The 17,244-nt window shown below is 55.4% G+C and carries 15 protein-coding genes and 1 pseudogene; 11 read left to right on the forward strand and 5 right to left on the reverse strand.

What is annotated here, in order from left to right:
* Positions 1 to 148 precede the first annotated feature (148 nt).
* The gene (locus tag AC2FCQ_RS21940) at positions 149 to 1,741 is read left to right on the forward strand and encodes an ABC-F family ATPase (RefSeq protein ID WP_209632421.1); all 1,593 of its coding nucleotides are present in this window, start codon (positions 149 to 151) and stop codon (positions 1,739 to 1,741) included.
* Positions 1,742 to 1,812: 71 nt separating this feature from the next.
* Here AC2FCQ_RS21940 and moeB read toward each other — a convergent pair whose 3' ends face one another.
* Positions 1,813 to 2,568 (reverse strand): molybdopterin-synthase adenylyltransferase MoeB, encoded by a 756-nt coding sequence (moeB, locus tag AC2FCQ_RS21945; protein WP_265557148.1) that lies wholly within the window; start codon positions 2,566 to 2,568, stop codon positions 1,813 to 1,815.
* Between the two features lie 2 nt (positions 2,569 to 2,570).
* Entirely contained in the window at positions 2,571 to 3,809 is a 1,239-nt protein-coding gene (moeA, locus tag AC2FCQ_RS21950) for a molybdopterin molybdotransferase MoeA (RefSeq protein ID WP_490308982.1), read from the reverse strand.
* A 217-nt stretch (positions 3,810 to 4,026) separates the two neighbouring features.
* Between moeA and AC2FCQ_RS21955 the strand changes: the two genes are divergently transcribed.
* The 8 genes and pseudogenes from AC2FCQ_RS21955 (at position 4,027) to AC2FCQ_RS21990 (ending at position 11,874) form a co-directional block, all read left to right on the forward strand.
* Positions 4,027 to 4,563 carry a DUF924 family protein gene (locus AC2FCQ_RS21955; RefSeq protein ID WP_209632424.1) on the forward strand — a complete coding sequence of 179 codons (537 nt, stop codon included), beginning with the start codon at positions 4,027 to 4,029 and terminating at the stop codon, positions 4,561 to 4,563.
* A 346-nt stretch (positions 4,564 to 4,909) separates the two neighbouring features.
* Positions 4,910 to 5,866 carry an isoaspartyl peptidase/L-asparaginase family protein gene (locus AC2FCQ_RS21960; protein ID WP_209632425.1) on the forward strand — a complete coding sequence of 319 codons (957 nt, stop codon included), beginning with the start codon at positions 4,910 to 4,912 and terminating at the stop codon, positions 5,864 to 5,866.
* Positions 5,867 to 5,885: 19 nt separating this feature from the next.
* The gene (locus AC2FCQ_RS21965) at positions 5,886 to 7,763 is read left to right on the forward strand and encodes a dipeptide ABC transporter ATP-binding protein (RefSeq protein ID WP_404760016.1); all 1,878 of its coding nucleotides are present in this window, start codon (positions 5,886 to 5,888) and stop codon (positions 7,761 to 7,763) included.
* 23 nt (positions 7,764 to 7,786) lie between these two features.
* On the forward strand, positions 7,787 to 9,325 hold the full coding sequence (gene gsiB, locus AC2FCQ_RS21970) for a glutathione ABC transporter substrate-binding protein GsiB (RefSeq protein ID WP_490308981.1): 1,539 nt from the start codon (positions 7,787 to 7,789) through the stop codon (positions 9,323 to 9,325).
* Positions 9,326 to 9,375: 50 nt separating this feature from the next.
* Positions 9,376 to 10,296 (forward strand): glutathione ABC transporter permease GsiC, encoded by a 921-nt coding sequence (gene gsiC, locus AC2FCQ_RS21975; RefSeq protein ID WP_209632428.1) that lies wholly within the window; start codon positions 9,376 to 9,378, stop codon positions 10,294 to 10,296.
* A gap of 9 nt (positions 10,297 to 10,305) precedes the next feature.
* On the forward strand, positions 10,306 to 11,214 hold the full coding sequence (gene gsiD, locus AC2FCQ_RS21980) for a glutathione ABC transporter permease GsiD (RefSeq protein WP_209632429.1): 909 nt from the start codon (positions 10,306 to 10,308) through the stop codon (positions 11,212 to 11,214).
* 107 nt (positions 11,215 to 11,321) lie between these two features.
* Positions 11,322 to 11,564: a type II toxin-antitoxin system CcdA family antitoxin gene (locus AC2FCQ_RS21985; RefSeq protein WP_209632430.1), complete on the forward strand. Its 243-nt coding sequence runs from the start codon at positions 11,322 to 11,324 to the stop codon at positions 11,562 to 11,564.
* Between the two features lie 2 nt (positions 11,565 to 11,566).
* Positions 11,567 to 11,874: pseudogene (locus AC2FCQ_RS21990) on the forward strand (CcdB family protein).
* A gap of 201 nt (positions 11,875 to 12,075) precedes the next feature.
* Here AC2FCQ_RS21990 and fghA read toward each other — a convergent pair.
* Genes fghA through ptrR form a run of 3 tightly spaced genes read right to left on the reverse strand, consistent with a single transcriptional unit; the run spans position 12,076 to position 15,006 of the window.
* On the reverse strand, positions 12,076 to 12,918 hold the full coding sequence (gene fghA, locus AC2FCQ_RS21995; protein WP_209632431.1) for an S-formylglutathione hydrolase: 843 nt from the start codon (positions 12,916 to 12,918) through the stop codon (positions 12,076 to 12,078).
* A gap of 14 nt (positions 12,919 to 12,932) precedes the next feature.
* Entirely contained in the window at positions 12,933 to 14,060 is a 1,128-nt protein-coding gene (locus AC2FCQ_RS22000) for an S-(hydroxymethyl)glutathione dehydrogenase/class III alcohol dehydrogenase (protein WP_490308980.1), read from the reverse strand.
* A gap of 28 nt (positions 14,061 to 14,088) precedes the next feature.
* A complete protein-coding gene (gene ptrR, locus AC2FCQ_RS22005; RefSeq protein WP_209632432.1) occupies positions 14,089 to 15,006 on the reverse strand; it encodes a putrescine utilization regulator PtrR in 918 nt (305 codons plus the stop codon).
* Between the two features lie 107 nt (positions 15,007 to 15,113).
* On the opposite strand from ptrR, the gene AC2FCQ_RS22010 reads away from it, so the two are divergent.
* Together AC2FCQ_RS22010 and folE are read left to right on the forward strand one after the other, a co-directional pair.
* Entirely contained in the window at positions 15,114 to 16,271 is a 1,158-nt protein-coding gene (locus AC2FCQ_RS22010) for a YbfB/YjiJ family MFS transporter (RefSeq protein WP_265557142.1), read from the forward strand.
* Positions 16,272 to 16,518: 247 nt separating this feature from the next.
* On the forward strand, positions 16,519 to 17,184 hold the full coding sequence (gene folE / locus AC2FCQ_RS22015; RefSeq protein ID WP_004942347.1) for a GTP cyclohydrolase I FolE: 666 nt from the start codon (positions 16,519 to 16,521) through the stop codon (positions 17,182 to 17,184).
* Positions 17,185 to 17,244: the final 60 nt, after the last annotated feature.

The raw sequence follows: 17,244 nt of genomic DNA on the forward strand, positions 1-17,244 counted from the left end.
TTGATGCCAGGCTGGCCGCAGGGTACTCTTTGTTTTTCTGCGCTTGCTGTCTGCTCAAATTGTCACCAAAACTTCCCGCGATCTCTTATCCCCGTTATGGCATAATGCGCGCCAAATCACATTCCCAATGATATGAAGAGCGAGCGCTGTGTTAAGCACTAACAACATCACTATGCAGTTTGGCAGTAAGCCGCTGTTTGAAAACATCTCTGTTAAATTTGGTGGCGGTAACCGCTATGGTTTGATCGGGGCCAACGGCTGCGGCAAATCCACCTTTATGAAAATCCTGGGTGGCGATCTGGTACCGAGCGGCGGCAACGTGTTCCTCGACCCGAACGAACGCCTGGGTAAACTGCGTCAGGATCAGTTCGCTTTTGAGCAATACAGCGTGCTGGACACTGTCATCATGGGCCACCATGAACTGTGGGCAGTGAAGGAAGAGCGCGACCGCATTTACGCGATGGCCGAAATGAGCGAAGAAGACGGCTATAAAGTGGCCGATCTGGAAGTGGCTTACGGCGAGATGGACGGTTACACCGCTGAAGCGCGTGCCGGCGAACTGCTGCTCGGCGTAGGTATTCCGGTTGAACAGCACTACGGCCCAATGAGCGAAATTGCGCCGGGCTTCAAGCTGCGCGTATTGCTGGCACAGGCGTTGTTCTCCGATCCAGAAATCCTGCTGCTCGATGAACCGACGAACAACCTGGACATCGATACTATTCGTTGGCTGGAGCAGGTGCTGAACGAACGTAACAGCACCATGGTTATCATCTCGCATGACCGTCACTTCCTGAACATGGTGTGTACTCACATGGCGGATCTGGACTACGGCGAGCTGCGTGTCTATCCGGGCAACTACGACGAATACATGACGGCGGCCACTCAGGCGCGTGAGCGTCTGGTTGCGGATAATGCGAAGAAGAAGGCACAGATTAACGAACTGCAGTCGTTCGTGAGCCGCTTCAGCGCCAACGCGTCCAAATCCAAGCAGGCAACTTCGCGTGCACGCCAGATCGACAAGATCCAGCTGGAAGAAGTGAAGGCTTCAAGCCGCCAGAACCCGTTCATTCGTTTCGAACAGGACAAGAAACTGTTCCGTAACGCGCTGGAAGTAGAAGCACTGACCAAAGGCTTCGATAACGGCCCACTGTTCAGCAAGTTTAACCTGATGGTTGAAGTCGGCGAGAAAGTCGCGGTGCTGGGCCCGAACGGTATCGGTAAGTCTACCTTGCTGAAAACGCTGGTGGGCGACTCTCAGCCGGACAGCGGCAGCGTGAAATGGTCTGAAAACGCCAAGATTGGTTACTACGCGCAGGATCACGAATACGAGTTCGATGACACCCTGACGGTATTCGATTGGATGAGCCAGTGGAAACAGGAAAAAGACGACGAGCAGGCGGTGCGTAGCGTACTGGGTCGTTTGCTGTTCAGCCAGGACGACATCAAGAAGAAAGTGAAGGTGTTGTCGGGGGGGGAGAAGGGCCGCATGTTGTTCGGCAAGCTGATGATGCAGCGCCCTAACATCCTGATTATGGATGAACCAACCAACCACCTGGACATGGAATCCATCGAGTCGCTGAACATGGCGTTGGAAATGTACGAGGGCACCTTGATCTTCGTTTCCCATGACCGTGAGTTCGTTAGCTCACTGGCAACCCGCGTACTGGAAATGACACCGACCAAGGTTGTCGACTTTACCGGCAACTACGAAGACTATCTGCGTAGCCAGGGTATCGTATAACGCTTCGGTAGGGGCGCGCCCCTAACCAGTGACACGCTAAGGCGGGAGCAATCCCGCCTTTTTTGTTGCTGTTATTCCCCGCCACACACCTCACACTGCGGGTTCTTCGGCAGTTTCATTTCGCGGAACTGCAGGGTCATTGCATCAAACATCAGCAGTTTACCGGTGAGTGGCTGGCCATACTGCGCCAGCAGCTTGATGGCCTCCATGGCCTGCAAGGTGCCAATCGTGCCGACCAGCGGTGCCATTACCCCGGCTTCAACGCAGGTCAGCGCATTGTCACCGAATAACCGGCTCAGGCAGCGGTAACAAGGCTCGTCAGGTTGATAGGTGAAGACACTGAGCTGCCCCTCCATACGGATCGCCGCACCGGATACCAAGGGTTTGCGTTGTGCGTGACACAGGCGGTTCAGCAGGTCGCGCGTCGCCACGTTGTCTGTGCAATCGAGCACCAGATCGCAGGCGGCAATCTGCGCCGCCATCTGTTCGTCATTCAGTTGGCCATCAAGGGTATCAATGTGAACATGGGGATTGATCGCGCTTAATTCGATGCGGGCAGACTCCACTTTTGCCATGCCGATGCGCGCGTCGCGATGCAGAACCTGGCGCTGCAGGTTGGAGAGCGAAACGGTGTCGAAATCAACCAGCGTCAGGTGACCCACGCCCGCCGCGGCCAGATAGGGGGCGGCGGCGCAGCCCAACCCGCCGAGGCCGACAATCAACACCCGTGCGGCTTTCAGTTTTTCCTGGCCGTCAAAGTCGAAGCCGCGCAGGATAATTTGGCGGTTATAGCGAAGCGCTTCGGCATCGGTTAATTCCGGCAGCATGCTCAGTTCCTCAGCAGGGCGTTGAAGGGCTCAACTTCGACCATTTCGCCTGCGGCAACAAACCCGCGTTCGCGCTCCAATACGATAAAGCAGTTACCCTGACTGAATGAACTGAATATGTGCGACCCTTGATGCCCGGTAGTGCTCACTTCCAACTCACCCTGAGCATTGCTGGTAAACACGCCGCGCTGGAAATCGAGGCGACCAGGTGCCTTCTTCAATGGCGTCAATGTGCGGGTTTTTAGGCGCGGTGGCAGATGCCAGTCGCTGTGCCCGGCCAGTTTCGCCAAGAGCGGTTGTACCAGTTGGTAGAAGGTCAGGGCTGCGGAAACCGGGTTGCCCGGCAGGCCACAGAACCAAGCATGCTTTAATTTACCGAAAGCAAAAGGTTTACCCGGTTTGATTGCCAGCTTCCAGAAACTGACTTCGCCCAACTCATCGAGCATTTGCTTGGTGTAGTCGGCTTCACCCACCGAGACCCCACCGCTGCTGATCACCACATCTGCCTGACTGTCCGCCTGTTCAAAGGCCGCGCGCAACGCATGTTGATCATCACGGATAATGCCCAGATCCAGCGTCTCACAGCCGAGTTGTTCCAGCATCAGGCGCACAGCAAAACGGTTGGTATCATAAATTTGACCGGCCTGCAGGGGCTGGCCGACCGGTTGCAGTTCATCACCGGTAGAAAATACGGCTACCTTCAATTTACGCATGACCTGTACGTCGGCGACGCCGAGCGAAGCCAACAAGGGCAACTGTGCGGCACCCAATCTCACACCTGCGGGCAACACCTCTGCGCCCTGGCGGATGTCTTCCCCGGCCAAGCGGATATTTTGCCCGGTTTGCACTTCAACGGTGAAGCGTACGCCAGCCTCACTCACCTCTGCTTGTTCCTGCATGATCACGGCTTCTGTACCCGCAGGGATAGGCGCGCCGGTCATGATGCGGATGCAGGAATTTGCCGGCCACTCACCGTTGAATGGCGCACCGGCAAAGGCTTTTCCGGCCACAGGCAGTGGCGTGTTGGCCTGCAAGTCGGCGAGGCGCACGGCGTAACCGTCCATGGCCGAGTTGGCGAACGGCGGGACATCAATAGGGGATATCACCGGTGCGGCAGTAATGCGGCCCGCAGCGGCGGTCAGGGCAATGGATTCGGTCTGTTGCAGGGGAGAAAGCTGGCTGAGCATCTTCTCTAATGCCTGCTCCAGGGAAATGAGATCGGAAGTATGGCAATGATCCATCGGGGGAGCTCCGTAATCAGGGTGCGCGAAATTTTCGGCAAAGTAGGGGTATTATGAAGGATGCTATGCTGATGTATACCCAAAATAATTGGAGTTGCATCACGGCGACAAGAGCATTCATCCCCGGGAGCTTACTCAAGTAAGTGACAGGGGGGATGCTCGCAGTTAACACAGATGCAGCTTCAAGTATGAAGGGTATAAACAACAGGAGGCAGTGATGCACACACAGGTATTAGACTTCTGGTTCGACGAGATCGAACCGGCATTGTGGTTCAAAAAGGATGATGATTTTGATCGCCTGCTGCATACGCGTTTTAGCGAAATTTGGCATGCTGCCGCTGCCGGAGAGTTGGCTCACTGGCGAGAAACCATTGAAGGGCGGCTGGCGGAGGTGATTGTCCTTGATCAGTTCAGCCGTAATTTGTTCCGGGGTACGCCACGTTCATTTGCCAGTGACTGTATGGCATTGGTGTTAGCGCAAGAGGCGATCCGCACCGGGCAGTGTGAACAGCTCAGCCCGGTGCAACGTGGTTTTCTCTATTTGCCTTTTATGCATTCGGAGTCGGCACTGATTCATCAGCAAGCGCTGGCGCTTTACCGAGAACTTGATAATGGCGATCAGTTGGATTTTGAATTGCGGCATAAAGCCATTATCGACCGTTTCGGCCGTTACCCGCACCGGAATGCGATATTAGGCCGTGTCTCTACGCCGGAAGAAGAAGCATTTTTGTTGTTACCGGGATCGGGGTTCTGAATATTGATTTTCTGCGTTCAGCCTGCGTAAAAACAGCAGGTTGAACCTGTGGTTTCGAAATGTTCAGAGATATCGGTTATTTCTTTAGATAATAGTTCTCCCTCCGTCAGGTGTTTTTACCAAAAATCCCAGCCGTTATTTATGACGTTTTGAGTGCGTTATAACCCACTGTTTTTATTCCATTAAGCTATTTCAATGTGCGAAATAATCTAAGCGGGCTACGCTAAAGGCTGAGCCATGACTTAATGCTTTACATAGAATGCCGGGCTAAATATAGTCGGGAAAAGATAAAATAAATAATTATCAGCCCGGAAACGGTGCGGGATTAACACAGGGTGTCAGGCAAATGAGCAAACCAGTGATTGCTATTCATGGCGGTGCGGGTGCAATTACCCGTGCGGCGCTGAGTGTTGAAAAGGAACAAGAGTATATTTTGGCGTTATCCAGCATTGTTGGCGCGGGTCAGGCGATTCTGGCCAGAGGCGGCAGCGCATTGGATGCGGTTACCGAAGCCGTAAGGTTACTGGAAGAGTGCCCGTTGTTTAACGCAGGCAAAGGTTCCGTGTTTACCCATCAGGGCACGCATGAATTGGATGCTTGTGTGATGGATGGCCGAACCTGTGATGCTGGCGCCGTGGCGTGCGTGAGCCGGATACGCAATCCGGTGCTGGCTGCGCGCGCGGTACTGGAAAACAGCCAACACGTCTTGTTCGCCGCAGAGGGCGCTGAGAAATTCGCCGCCGCCCATGGCCTGGAAATGGTCTCCCCCGACTTCTTCTTTACCCAACAGCGTTTTGACCAATTGCACCGTGCTCAGGCGGAGCAGGGGCGCGTGTTGCTCGATCATGACGGTGCCGCACAGACCGGTGAGCCGATTGATCCCGATCGTAAATTCGGCACCGTGGGTGCGGTGGCGCTGGACGTCATGGGCAACCTGGCGGCAGCGACCTCGACCGGCGGAATGACGAACAAACAAGCGGGTCGGGTCGGTGATACGCCCATTATCGGCGCCGGTTGCTATGCCAATAACGCCACCGTGGCGGTGTCTAGTACCGGCACGGGTGAGATATTCATGCGCGGCGTGTCGGCCTATGACGTTTCCGCCTTGATGGAGTATGCCGGTCTCAGCTTGCAACAGGCCAGCGACCGGGTGGTAATGGAAAAGCTGCTGGCGATGGGTGGCAGCGGCGGCATGATCGCCATCGACAGCCAGGGTAACGTGGCGCTGCCTTTTAATAGTGAAGGTATGTACCGCGGTTTTGGTTATGTCGGCGATGCGCCGTCGGTAGGGATTTATCGCTAATCGATCGCCAGGAGGGTGCATGACTGAGACCTTAATGCCACCCGCGGCCGACAGTGGGTTAGTGCTGCCACCGCAGCGCGTACTGTCGGTGCGTGATCTGAGTATTCAATTTCATCAACAGAGCGAAACCGTCAACGCGGTGCGTAACCTGTCATTTGATGTCGATCGCGGTGAAACGCTGGCGATCGTGGGCGAGTCCGGTTCAGGAAAGTCCGTCACTTCGCTGGCATTGATGCGTTTAGTCGAGCAGGGGGGCGGGGAAATCGTCAGTGGTGCCATGCCGTTTCGGCGGCGTAGCGGTGACGTGCTGGATCTGGCCCAGGCGCCTCAGGGCATGCTGCGCAGGGTTCGCGGTGCCGATATGGCGATGATTTTTCAGGAACCCATGACCTCGCTGAATCCGGTCTTCCCGGTAGGTGAGCAGATCGCCGAATCCTTACGCCTGCATCAGGCAATGGATCACCGCACGGCGAAGCAAGCCGCTTTACAGATGCTCGACCTGGTACGGATCCCTGAAGCCAAAGACGTGCTCAAGCGCTATCCGCATCAGCTTTCCGGCGGTATGCGTCAGCGGGTGATGATCGCCATGGCGCTCTCTTGCAAACCTGCTTTATTGATCGCTGACGAACCGACTACCGCGCTGGACGTGACCATTCAGGCGCAGATCCTGCAGCTTATCCGTGTGCTTCAGCAGGAAATGCAGATGGGGGTGATTTTCATTACTCACGACATGGGCGTAGTGGCGGAGATTGCCGACCGGGTACTGGTGATGCGCCAGGGGGAGAGCGTCGAACAAGGCACAGTGAGAGACGTGTTCACCGCCCCGCAACAGCCGTATACCCAGGCATTGCTGGCCGCGGTACCGAAGCTCGGTTCGATGGCGATGCAAGACTTTCCGGCCAAGTTTCCCTTGCCGGACGGTACGGACAATGGCGGGCCTCAGGACACCGTGCCGTCAGGCGCCTCGCCGATCCTACGGGTAGAAAACCTGGTTACTCGCTTTGATCTGCGCAGCGGCATTCTGAACCGTGTCACCCGTCAGGTACATGCGGTGGAAAATGTCAGCTTTGATCTTTACCCCGGAGAAACGCTGGGTTTGGTGGGGGAGTCAGGTTGCGGAAAATCGACCACCGGCCGTTCGTTGCTGAAGCTGGTGGACAGCCAGCGCGGTACCATTACTTTTGATGGTCGTCAGATTAATCAATTGAAAGGGTCGGCATTACAGCATGTGCGGCGAGACATTCAGTTTATTTTCCAGGACCCCTACGCCTCACTTGACCCACGTTTGACCGTCGGTTTCTCGATTATGGAACCCTTGCTGATACATAACGTGATGCGCGGCAAGGCGGCGCAAGAGAGGGTCGCCTGGCTGCTGGAGCGTGTCGGATTGAAACCGGAACACGCTCGGCGCTACCCACATGAATTCTCCGGCGGGCAGCGGCAGCGCATCTGCATTGCACGTGCGTTGGCACTCAATCCTAAAGTCGTGATCGCCGACGAGTCGGTGTCGGCTCTCGATGTGTCGATTCAGGCGCAGATCGTCAACCTGCTGCTCGATTTACAGCGTGAGTTTGGCATCGCCTTTTTATTTATCTCCCATGATATGGCTGTGGTGGAGCGTATTAGCCACCGCGTCGCCGTGATGTTCCTCGGGCAGATCGTTGAGATCGGCCCACGTCGTGCGGTGTTTGATAACCCCCAGCATGCCTATACGCGCAAGCTGATGGCGGCCGTGCCGGTGGCCGATCCGACCCATGATCACAAACGCCAGCCTCTGCTGGTAGATGAAATCCCCAGCCCGATCCGCGCATTGGGCGATGAACCCGTTACCGCACCGCTGGTGCAGGTTGGCCCCGGGCACTTTGTTGCCCGTCACCCGATCGCCGGTGCCTTTTAGTGACCTCAGGAGAAGCAAGCACCATGAAGCACACATTCAAACGTAAGGCATTAGCGGCCGTCGTGCTGCTGGCGGCGGTGGGCGCTGGCCCAGCTTGGGCAGCAAAGGATGCGGTGATCGCCGTCGCGTCCAACTTCACCACGCTTGATCCCTATGATGCCAATGACACGTTGTCACAGGCGGTGGCCAAATCCTTCTATCAGGGCCTGTTTGGTTTTGATAAGGATATGAAACTGGTGAACGTATTGGCTGATAGCTACGAGGTGAGCCCAGACGGTTTGACCTACACCGTCAAGCTTCACCCGGGGGTGAAATTCCACGACGGTACCGAGTTTAATGCCGAGGCGGTGAAGGTTAACCTGGATCGCGCCAGCAACCCGGACAACCACCTCAAACGCTACAACCTGTTCAAGATGATCGACAAAACCGAGGTGGTGGACGCCACCACGGTGAAGATTGTGCTGAAGGCGCCGTTCTCGGCGTTTATCAACAACCTGGCACACCCGGCAGCGGTGATCATATCCCCGGCGGCGCTGAAGCAGTACGGTAAAGAGATCGGTTTCCATCCGGTCGGCACCGGCCCGTATCAATTCGTGACCTGGAACCAAACCGATTTCGTCAAGGTGAAAAAGTTTGATGGGTATTGGAAACCGGGGCTACCTAAGCTCGACAGCATCACCTGGCGACCGATAGTGGACAACAATACCCGAGCGGCGATGTTGCAAACCGGCGAGGCGACCTTTGCCTTCCCGATCCCTTATGAGCAAGCCAAGGTGTTGGAAGGCAATGCCAAGCTTGATCTGGTGGCCGCTCCCTCGATTCTGCAGCGTTATATCAGCCTGAATGTGACCCAAAAGCCCTTTGACAACCTGAAGGTCCGTCAGGCGCTAAACTACGCCATCAACAAAGATGCGTTGATCAAGGTGGCGTTCTCCGGCTATGCGGTACCGGCAGAAGGGCCGGTGCCACCGGCCATCGATTTTGCTACCCGTTATAAGCCGTGGCCGTACGATCCGGCCAAGGCACGCGAACTGCTGAAAGAGGCTGGTTATCCTAACGGTTTCACGACCACACTGTGGTCCTCTCATAACCACAGTACTGCGCAAAAAGTACTGCAATTTGCCCAGCAGCAGTTGGCGCAGGTTGGGGTGAAAGTGACGGTCACTGCCATGGATGCCGGCCAGCGTGCGGCGCAGGTGGAAAGCGTTGGTGTGAAGGACACCGGGGTACGGATGTTCTATACCGGCTGGTCTGCGTCAACCGGTGAGGCAGATTGGGCACTGTCACCGTTGTTCTCTACCCAGGCCGCACCGCCGAAGCAGTTCAACACGGCGTTTTACAGCAATCCGCAGGTGGATCAGGATCTGACCAGTGCTCTGGCGACGACCGATCGTACCGAAAAGCAAAAACTGTACAAGGATGCGCAGGATCGCATTTGGGCTGACGCGCCCTGGATCTTCCTGGCGACAGAACGCCTGTTGTCAGCCAATAACAAGCAGTTGAGTGGTTTCTATGTGATGCCGGATACCTCGTTCAACTTTGACAATGCCGACCTTAAATAAGGCACCCATCCCCGCTCTCTTCGAGGGCGGGGTGAGGGGACTCACGCGAGATGCTTAATTATTTTCTGAAACGACTGTTAGGCCTAATCCCGACGTTATTGATTGTCGCGGTGCTGGTGTTTCTGTTCGTCCATATGTTGCCTGGTGATCCGGCCCGGCTGGCGGCAGGCCCGGAAGCCGACGAGGCGGTGGTGCAACTGGTCCGTAAGGATTTGGGGTTGGACAAGCCGCTACCGCAGCAGTTTGTGCACTTTTTTGTCAATGCGCTGCAGGGGGATTTTGGCACCTCGATGGTATCCAAACGCCCAGTGAGCGAAGAAATCGGCTCGCGTTTCCTGCCGACGTTGTGGCTGACTCTGACCAGCATGTTGTGGGCGACGATCTTCGGTATGGGGATCGGCATGGTGTCTGCTGTATGGCGCAATAAGTGGCCCGATCGCCTCGGTATGACGCTGGCCGTTTCTGGGATTTCATTCCCCGCGTTTGCACTTGGTATGCTGCTGATGCAGGTGTTTTCCGTCAACCTGGGTTGGCTGCCGACGGTGGGCGCCGACAGCTGGCGGCACTATATCCTGCCCTCCATCACACTGGGGGCGGCGGTAGCGGCGGTGATGGCGCGTTTTACCCGTGCTTCATTCGTGGAAGTGCTGCAAGAGGACTATATGCGCACTGCGCGGGCCAAGGGGGTACGGGAAACCATGGTGGTGGTGAAACATGGGATGCGCAATGCGATGATCCCGGTGGTCACCATGATGGGGTTACAGTTTGGCTTTTTGCTCGGCGGTTCGATCGTCGTGGAGAAAGTGTTCAACTGGCCGGGGCTGGGCAGGCTGTTGGTCGACTCGGTAGAGATGCGTGATTATCCGGTGATCCAGGCTGAAGTCTTGCTGTTTTCGTTGGAGTTTATTTTGATTAACTTGTTGGTGGACCTGCTGTATGCGGCAATTAACCCGGCGATACGCTACAAATGAGGACGCGGGATGATTAAGCATTGGCGACGTAATGCCGTACTGAAAGCGCTACCGACGATGGATTCTCACGCAGTGCGTACGCCATGGCATGAGTTCTGGCGGCGTTTCCGCCAACAACGCGTGGCGCTGTTGGCCGGGGCGCTGGTGGTGGTATTGGCGGTAGCCGCATTGCTGGCGCCCTATCTGGTGCCCTTTGATGCGGAAAACTACTTTGATTATGACCGACTGAACGAAGGCCCTTCGTTAATGCATTGGCTGGGGGTGGATTCACTGGGGCGGGATATTTTTAGCCGCATTCTGATGGGGGCGCGTATCTCACTGGCTGCCGGGGTGTTTTCGGTGCTGGTCGGCGGCGTGATTGGGACGTTGCTGGGCCTGTTGGCGGGTTACTACGAAGGCTGGTGGGATCGCATCACCATGCGTATTTGCGACGTGCTGTTTGCCTTCCCCGGCATTTTGCTGGCAATCGGTGTGGTGGCGATAATGGGCAGCGGCATGGCCAATGTGATCATTGCGGTGGCCATTTTCAGCATCCCGGCATTTGCCCGGCTGGTACGAGGCAACACGCTGGTGTTGAAGCACCTGACCTATATCGAGTCGGCACGCAGCCTGGGGGCGTCGGACTGGACCATTATCATGCGGCATATATTCCCTGGGACGATTTCGTCGATCGTGGTCTATTTTACTATGCGTATCGGCACATCCATCATTACCGCCGCCAGCCTGTCATTCCTCGGTTTGGGCGCGCAACCCCCCACGCCGGAATGGGGGGCGATGCTTAATGAAGCGCGAGCGGATATGGTGATTGCACCACACGTGGCGATTTTCCCCAGCCTGGCGATATTCATTACCGTATTGGCATTTAACCTGTTGGGGGATGGGCTGCGAGATGCCTTGGATCCGAAATTGAAGGGATGATTTTCTGTGAGGCAGGGGCGGAGTGCGGCATAGTTTGATTGGTATACCCCTGCTTCATGAGTATAATTGATGATTATTTAATCCATGCGTCAAGCAGGGGTGAAAGCATGTCTGCAGTCAATAATAGCTCGACAAAAAAAACGGTAAACGTGACTGTTGATCGCGAACTTTTCCAGAAGGCAAAGGCTCTCGGCGTCAATGTATCCTCAGTATTGGCTGATGCTTTAAATGCTCGGGTACGCGATATTGAAATTCAACAATGGCGTGAGGAAAATCGACATGCATTGGAAGAGCTCAACCGTATTTCTGAAGAGAATGGTTTGCTTTCTGATGAATACAAGGTGTTCTGACTATGCAGTTCACGGTTTATCATAATACGCATCCTGCCTCCGCTTACCCTATCTACTGGATGTTCAAAGCGATCTTATTGATGTCCTTTCGACAAGATTAGTGATTCCTCTCTACCCTCTGGACAAAATCAGAACGAAAATTCCTCCGCGTTTGTGTCCGGAAATTGAGGTTAATGGGGCGCGTTATTTGGCTATGACGCATGAAATGGCCAGCGTGCGGCGGACGCAGATTGGGGATACTGCTGGTAATGCGAGTGAACAGAGAAATCAAATTAAGGCCGCCATTGATTTTCTGATTGATGGTTTCTGATTAAATCCTGTCGTCAGCCCCCGTTGAATATTCTATTACCGGAGCCGAAATGCGGTGTGCTGGCTTATTTCGCCATCTGGAAAGTGTGCAATCTGGCGCAAGCCTTTTACCCTTGGTACAAAGGTATAGAGACAGTTTCTTCGCGTTCTGAGTAAGGGATTTGGCAGTCATACGCCGCCAAACCCCTTTATTTGGCTTTATTTATCGGAACAGATGCTCGGCGTGGAAACGCAGATGGTCTTCAATAAAACTGGCGATGGTAAAATAGCTGTGATCGTAACCCGGCTGGATGCGCAAGGTCAGCGGCCAGTCGCGTTGGCGTGCCAGTTCGGCCAGCTTGGCAGGTTGCAGTTGATCGGCCAGGAATTGATCGTCATCCCCCTGATCCACCAACACCGGCATTTTTTCCGCACCATTGGCCAGCAGATGACAACTGTCATATTGCAGCCACTGACTTTCGTCATCCCCCAAATAGGTGCTGAAGGCTTTACGCCCCCAGGGTACCTGGCAGGGGTTCACGATCGGCGCGAACGCCGAGACAGAACGGAAACGCTGAGGATTGCGGAATGCCATCATCAATGCACCGTGACCGCCCATAGAGTGACCGAAAATCGACTGACGGTCGCTTACGCTGAAATGCTGATTGATTAACGCCGGCAACTCATCGCTAATGTAGTCGTACATCCGGAAGTGTTTGTCCCAGGGAGCCTGGGTGGCATTCAAATAGAAACCGGCACCCTGGCCCAGATCGTACCCTTCATCATTGGGGACATCCTCGCCGCGTGGGCTGGTATCAGCCATAACCAGTATCAGTCCCAGTTCAGCAGCGATGCGCTGTGCGCCGGCCTTCAACGTGAAGTTTTCATCATTGCAGGTCAGCCCCGACAGCCAGTACAGCACCGGCGGCGGGTTATCGTCGCGCGGTGGTGGCAGATAGATGCTGAAAGTCATGTTGCAATTCAGGCTCTGCGCCGCATGGCGGTAGCGCTGTTGCCAGCCGCCGAACATACGGTGCTCTTCGAGAAGTTCTAATGACAAAGTCATCTCTGCCTCCTGGCTTATTTTTTATCGAAGTGAATAACGGAACGGATAGATTTGCCTTCGTGCATCAAATCGAACGCCTCGTTAATCTGTTCGAGTCCCATGGTATGCGTAATAAAGTCGTTCAGAGCGAACTCGCCGTCCAGGTAGCGTTGGACAATACCTGGCAGTTGCGAACGGCCCTTCACGCCACCAAAGGCGGAGCCACGCCACACACGGCCGGTCACCAGTTGGAACGGACGGGTAGAGATCTCTTGACCGGCACCGGCTACACCGATAATGACGGATTCACCCCAGCCTTTATGACAACATTCCAGCGCCGAGCGCATTACGTTGACGTTACCGATACACTCGAAGGAGAAATCAACGCCGCCGTCGGTCAGTTCGACGATCACATCCTGAATCGGCTTATCGTAATCTTTCGGGTTGATCAGATCGGTCGCGCCCAGTTTGCGTGCCAAATCGAATTTGCTGGTGTTGATATCAATGCCGATGATGCGGCCTGCACCGGCCATCTGTGCACCGATGATGGCCGACAAACCAATGCCCCCGAGGCCGAAGATAGCGACGGTATCGCCTTTTTGGACCTTGGCCGTGTTGATCACCGCACCCATGCCGGTGGTGACGCCGCAACCCAGCAGGCAGACTTCTTCCAGCGGGGCTTCTTTACTGATTTTTGCCAGTGAAATTTCCGGTACCACGGTGTATTCGGAGAAGGTTGAAGTGCCCATGTAGTGGAAGATGGGCTTGCCGTCTTTGAAGAAGCGGGTGGTGCCGTCCGGCATCAGACCTTTGCCCTGGGTGGCACGGATCGCCTGGCACAGGTTGGTTTTGCCGGATTTACAGAATTTGCACTCGCCGCATTCTGGGGTGTATAGCGGGATCACATGATCGCCGACTGCAACGCTGGTGACGCCTTCACCGATAGCCTCAACCACGCCACCGCCTTCATGCCCGAGGATCGCCGGGAATACGCCTTCTGGATCTGCACCAGACAGGGTGTAGGCATCCGTGTGGCAGACGCCGGTGGCGACGATCCGCACCAGCACTTCGCCTTTTTGTGGTGGCATCAGATCGACTTCTTCAATCTTCAGCGGCTGGTTCGGGCCCCAGGCAACGGCGGCACGGGTTTTGATCATTTCCATCATAGTCTCCAGTGGTCTATTTTTTAAATCAGGCTATATCGATAGCATTTGGTAAGTCGTAGGCAGTATTTTCAACCGTGGCGGTTTCTGCCTGTTCAATGATTAATTCTTTCAGGGCGCGTACGTTTGGCCCAAAGGCGTCGCGTCGCCACAACAGCCAGGTGGCGGTTTGGGCGATATCATCCGGCAGGGTATGCACTTTTACTCGTTCATGACCCGGTAGCAGGCTGAGGACAGAATGCGGGATCATCGCCAACCCCGCACCGCTGGCAACGCAGGCCAACATCGCGTGGTAGGACTGTATTTCCATCACTTGGCCTGGAAGCACACCTTCACGCTTGAACCAGGATTCCAGCCGCAGTCGGTAAGAGCAACTGGCGCGGAAGGCGAACAAGGTTTCACCCTTGGCGTCTTTGGCGTTATGGATCGGCAGGTGATCGAGACAGGAGATCACCACCATATGTTCGGGGAAGGCGATGCAACCGTTGAGTTCATCGTACTGGACCGGCCCGTCGACCAAGGCGGCCGCCAGTGTGCCGGCACGCACACGTTCCGTGATTTCGCCGGAAGTGCCGGTGCTCAGCGACAGCGAAACCTGCGAGAAGCGCTGGTGATACGCCGCCAGCAATGTGGGCAAACGGGTGGCGGCAGTGCTTTCCATTGAACCAATGGCGAAGTTGCCTGCGGGCTCACCGGCATGAGTGATGCTCATGGCCTCTTCGCTCAGTGCCAGGATGCGATGGGCGTAACAGAGAAAATTATGGCCCATCGGTGAAAGCCGCAGGCGCTGTTTTTCGCGGATAAATAGATCGGTACCCAGTTCCACTTCGAGCTGGCGCAGGCGTGTGGTCAGGTTCGACGGCACGCGGTGCAATTGCTCGGCGGCACGGGCGACAGAGCCCGTTTCGGCAACGCTGCAGAACATTCGGAGCTGGGTCAGATCCATGGCATTCTCTTTTCGTGATGAACTTGATGAGTATTATTCAGTTTTTGTAAGTGTAATGCTACGGCATGATACTGGCAACTTTCTTTTAACAGTTTGGATAACACTACATGGCCATAAGAATTGCCCTGAGCGGTTTTATTGCGTTGATCGTCGCCATGGGGATTGGCCGTTTTGCCTTCACCCCGCAGGTGCCGCTGATGATTGCCGAACACCAGTTCACCCTGACCGGGGCTGGATTGGTGGCAGCCATCAATTATTTGGGGTACCTGTGCGGTGCTTACGACGCTATGCGTGCCAGCCGGCATGTCGAGCGTCGACTGTGGCTGGGCGTGTGGGGAGCCGTGCTCTTGACGCTGCTTTCCGCCTGGGTTCAGGGCGAGTGGTGGCATGGTGCCGTGCGCTTTTTCATCGGTTGGGCCAGCGGCTGGTCGATGGTATTGGTCGCGGCCTGGACCAACGAGCGGTTGGCACACTATGGCCGGCCGGCACTCAGTGCCGCGGTGTTTGCTGGCCCAGGGGCCGGGATTTTTATCAGCGGCATGTTGGCGGTCGGCATTCACAGTATGGCGCTGACAGCGTCACAAGCCTGGATGGTGTACGGTACGTTGGCGCTGGTGCTGATCGGCGCAATCAGCATTAACCTGCCGAAGGCCGGCGAGTTACACCGGCCAAATGTTGCCCCAGAGCCGCTGTTGCTCACCCCGGCGCTTAAGCGCCTGGTATGGAGCTACAGTTTGGCAGGCTTTGGTTATATTCTGCCGGCCACCTTCCTGTCGCAGATGGCGGCCGCACGTTTTCCTGGCAGTGTCTTTGCGCAATTTGTCTGGCCGATCTTCGGTGGGGCGGCAGTATTGGGGATTATTCTCGGCATTCTGACTCGACACCGGCTGACGACCCAGACGCGTTTGGCTATTACCCTGTGGGTACAGGCGTTAGGGGTTTTAAGTGCGGAAATTGTGCCGGGGGTTGCCGGGCTGGCGTTGGGGGCGCTGCTGACCGGCGGTGGTTTCCTCAGTGTGGTGCAGTTATCTATCCAGCACGGCCGCGAGTTGGCGCCCAACCATGCACGGTATATGGCGGGTTTATTGACCACCGGTTACGCGATTGGTCAGTTAGTCGGCCCTACGCTGTCGGCCTTATCAACCGCACTGACCCATAGGTTGGAGCCTGCATTATACATTGCCGTCGTGGCGTTGATCGTGGCCGGTCTGCTGGTGGTCAATACGCCGGCACGCGAGCTGGCGCGAAAACCGATGCCGCAATGATTAAATTCCGTACAAAAAACGTGGAATAGCCGCAGCTGGCCTGATTGTGCTAAATGCGAATATTTCACCTGCGGATGAAACACAATCACTGGATAATCCCCTCACTCTCATCTAGAGTGGGGGCAAAATCTTGACTGGGTTCACGTTATTAACTGCGGAAACTTCTGTCGTCAGGAGAGTATGTAATTCACTCATCTGCTCGGTAAAACAGCCGGATGAGCGAGTTCAAGTCCGTTGGAGAGAAGAAATGACATCATTAAGTAAAGAAGCTGCATTGGTTCATGCAGCGCTCGAAGAGCGCGGTCTGGAAACTCCGTTACGCGGCGAAGTGCTGGATCGCGAGACGCGTAAACGTCGTATTAAAGAGCACATGACGGAAATCATGCAGCTGCTTAATCTCGATCTGTCCGACGACAGCCTGGCGGAAACCCCACACCGCATCGCCAAAATGTATGTCGATGAGATTTTCTCCGGCCTGGACTACGCCAACTTCCCGAAAATCACCGTCATCGAAAACAAGATGAAGGTGGATGAAATGGTGACGGTGCGTGATATCACCCTGACCAGTACGTGCGAACACCACTTCGTGACGATCGACGGTAAGGCGACTGTGGCCTATATCCCGAAAGATGCCGTTATCGGTTTGTCTAAAATCAACCGTATCGTGCAGTTCTTCTCCCAGCGACCGCAGGTGCAAGAACGTTTGACTCAGCAGATCCTGGTGGCTTTGCAAACCTTACTGGGGACCAATAACGTGGCGGTATCGATCGATGCGGTCCATTATTGTGTTAAGGCGCGCGGTATCCGCGACGCGACCAGCGCCACCACCACCACCTCGCTGGGTGGGCTATTCAAGTCCAGCCAGAACACTCGCCAGGAATTCCTGCGCGCGGTGCGCCATCATCAGGGGTGATGTGGGTTCACCGAACAAGAACAGGCGCCTGCGGGCGCCTTTTTTAATGACCGGAATACA

This window comes from Serratia sp. CoH_134_PS_4, assembly GCF_058190535.1.

Coding starts and splice junctions, on each gene's coding strand:
- moeB (WP_265557148.1), bottom strand. CDS start 2,568: ATGCTGCCGGAATTAACCGATGCCGAAGCGCTTCGCTATAACCGCCAA.
- moeA (WP_490308982.1), bottom strand. CDS start 3,809: ATGGATCATTGCCATACTTCCGATCTCATTTCCCTGGAGCAGGCATTA.
- AC2FCQ_RS21955 (WP_209632424.1), top strand. CDS start 4,027: ATGCACACACAGGTATTAGACTTCTGGTTCGACGAGATCGAACCGGCA.
- AC2FCQ_RS21960 (WP_209632425.1), top strand. CDS start 4,910: ATGAGCAAACCAGTGATTGCTATTCATGGCGGTGCGGGTGCAATTACC.
- AC2FCQ_RS21965 (WP_404760016.1), top strand. CDS start 5,886: ATGACTGAGACCTTAATGCCACCCGCGGCCGACAGTGGGTTAGTGCTG.
- gsiB (WP_490308981.1), top strand. CDS start 7,787: ATGAAGCACACATTCAAACGTAAGGCATTAGCGGCCGTCGTGCTGCTG.
- gsiC (WP_209632428.1), top strand. CDS start 9,376: ATGCTTAATTATTTTCTGAAACGACTGTTAGGCCTAATCCCGACGTTA.
- gsiD (WP_209632429.1), top strand. CDS start 10,306: ATGATTAAGCATTGGCGACGTAATGCCGTACTGAAAGCGCTACCGACG.
- AC2FCQ_RS21985 (WP_209632430.1), top strand. CDS start 11,322: ATGTCTGCAGTCAATAATAGCTCGACAAAAAAAACGGTAAACGTGACT.
- fghA (WP_209632431.1), bottom strand. CDS start 12,918: ATGACTTTGTCATTAGAACTTCTCGAAGAGCACCGTATGTTCGGCGGC.
- AC2FCQ_RS22000 (WP_490308980.1), bottom strand. CDS start 14,060: ATGGAAATGATCAAAACCCGTGCCGCCGTTGCCTGGGGCCCGAACCAG.
- ptrR (WP_209632432.1), bottom strand. CDS start 15,006: ATGGATCTGACCCAGCTCCGAATGTTCTGCAGCGTTGCCGAAACGGGC.
- AC2FCQ_RS22010 (WP_265557142.1), top strand. CDS start 15,114: ATGGCCATAAGAATTGCCCTGAGCGGTTTTATTGCGTTGATCGTCGCC.
- folE (WP_004942347.1), top strand. CDS start 16,519: ATGACATCATTAAGTAAAGAAGCTGCATTGGTTCATGCAGCGCTCGAA.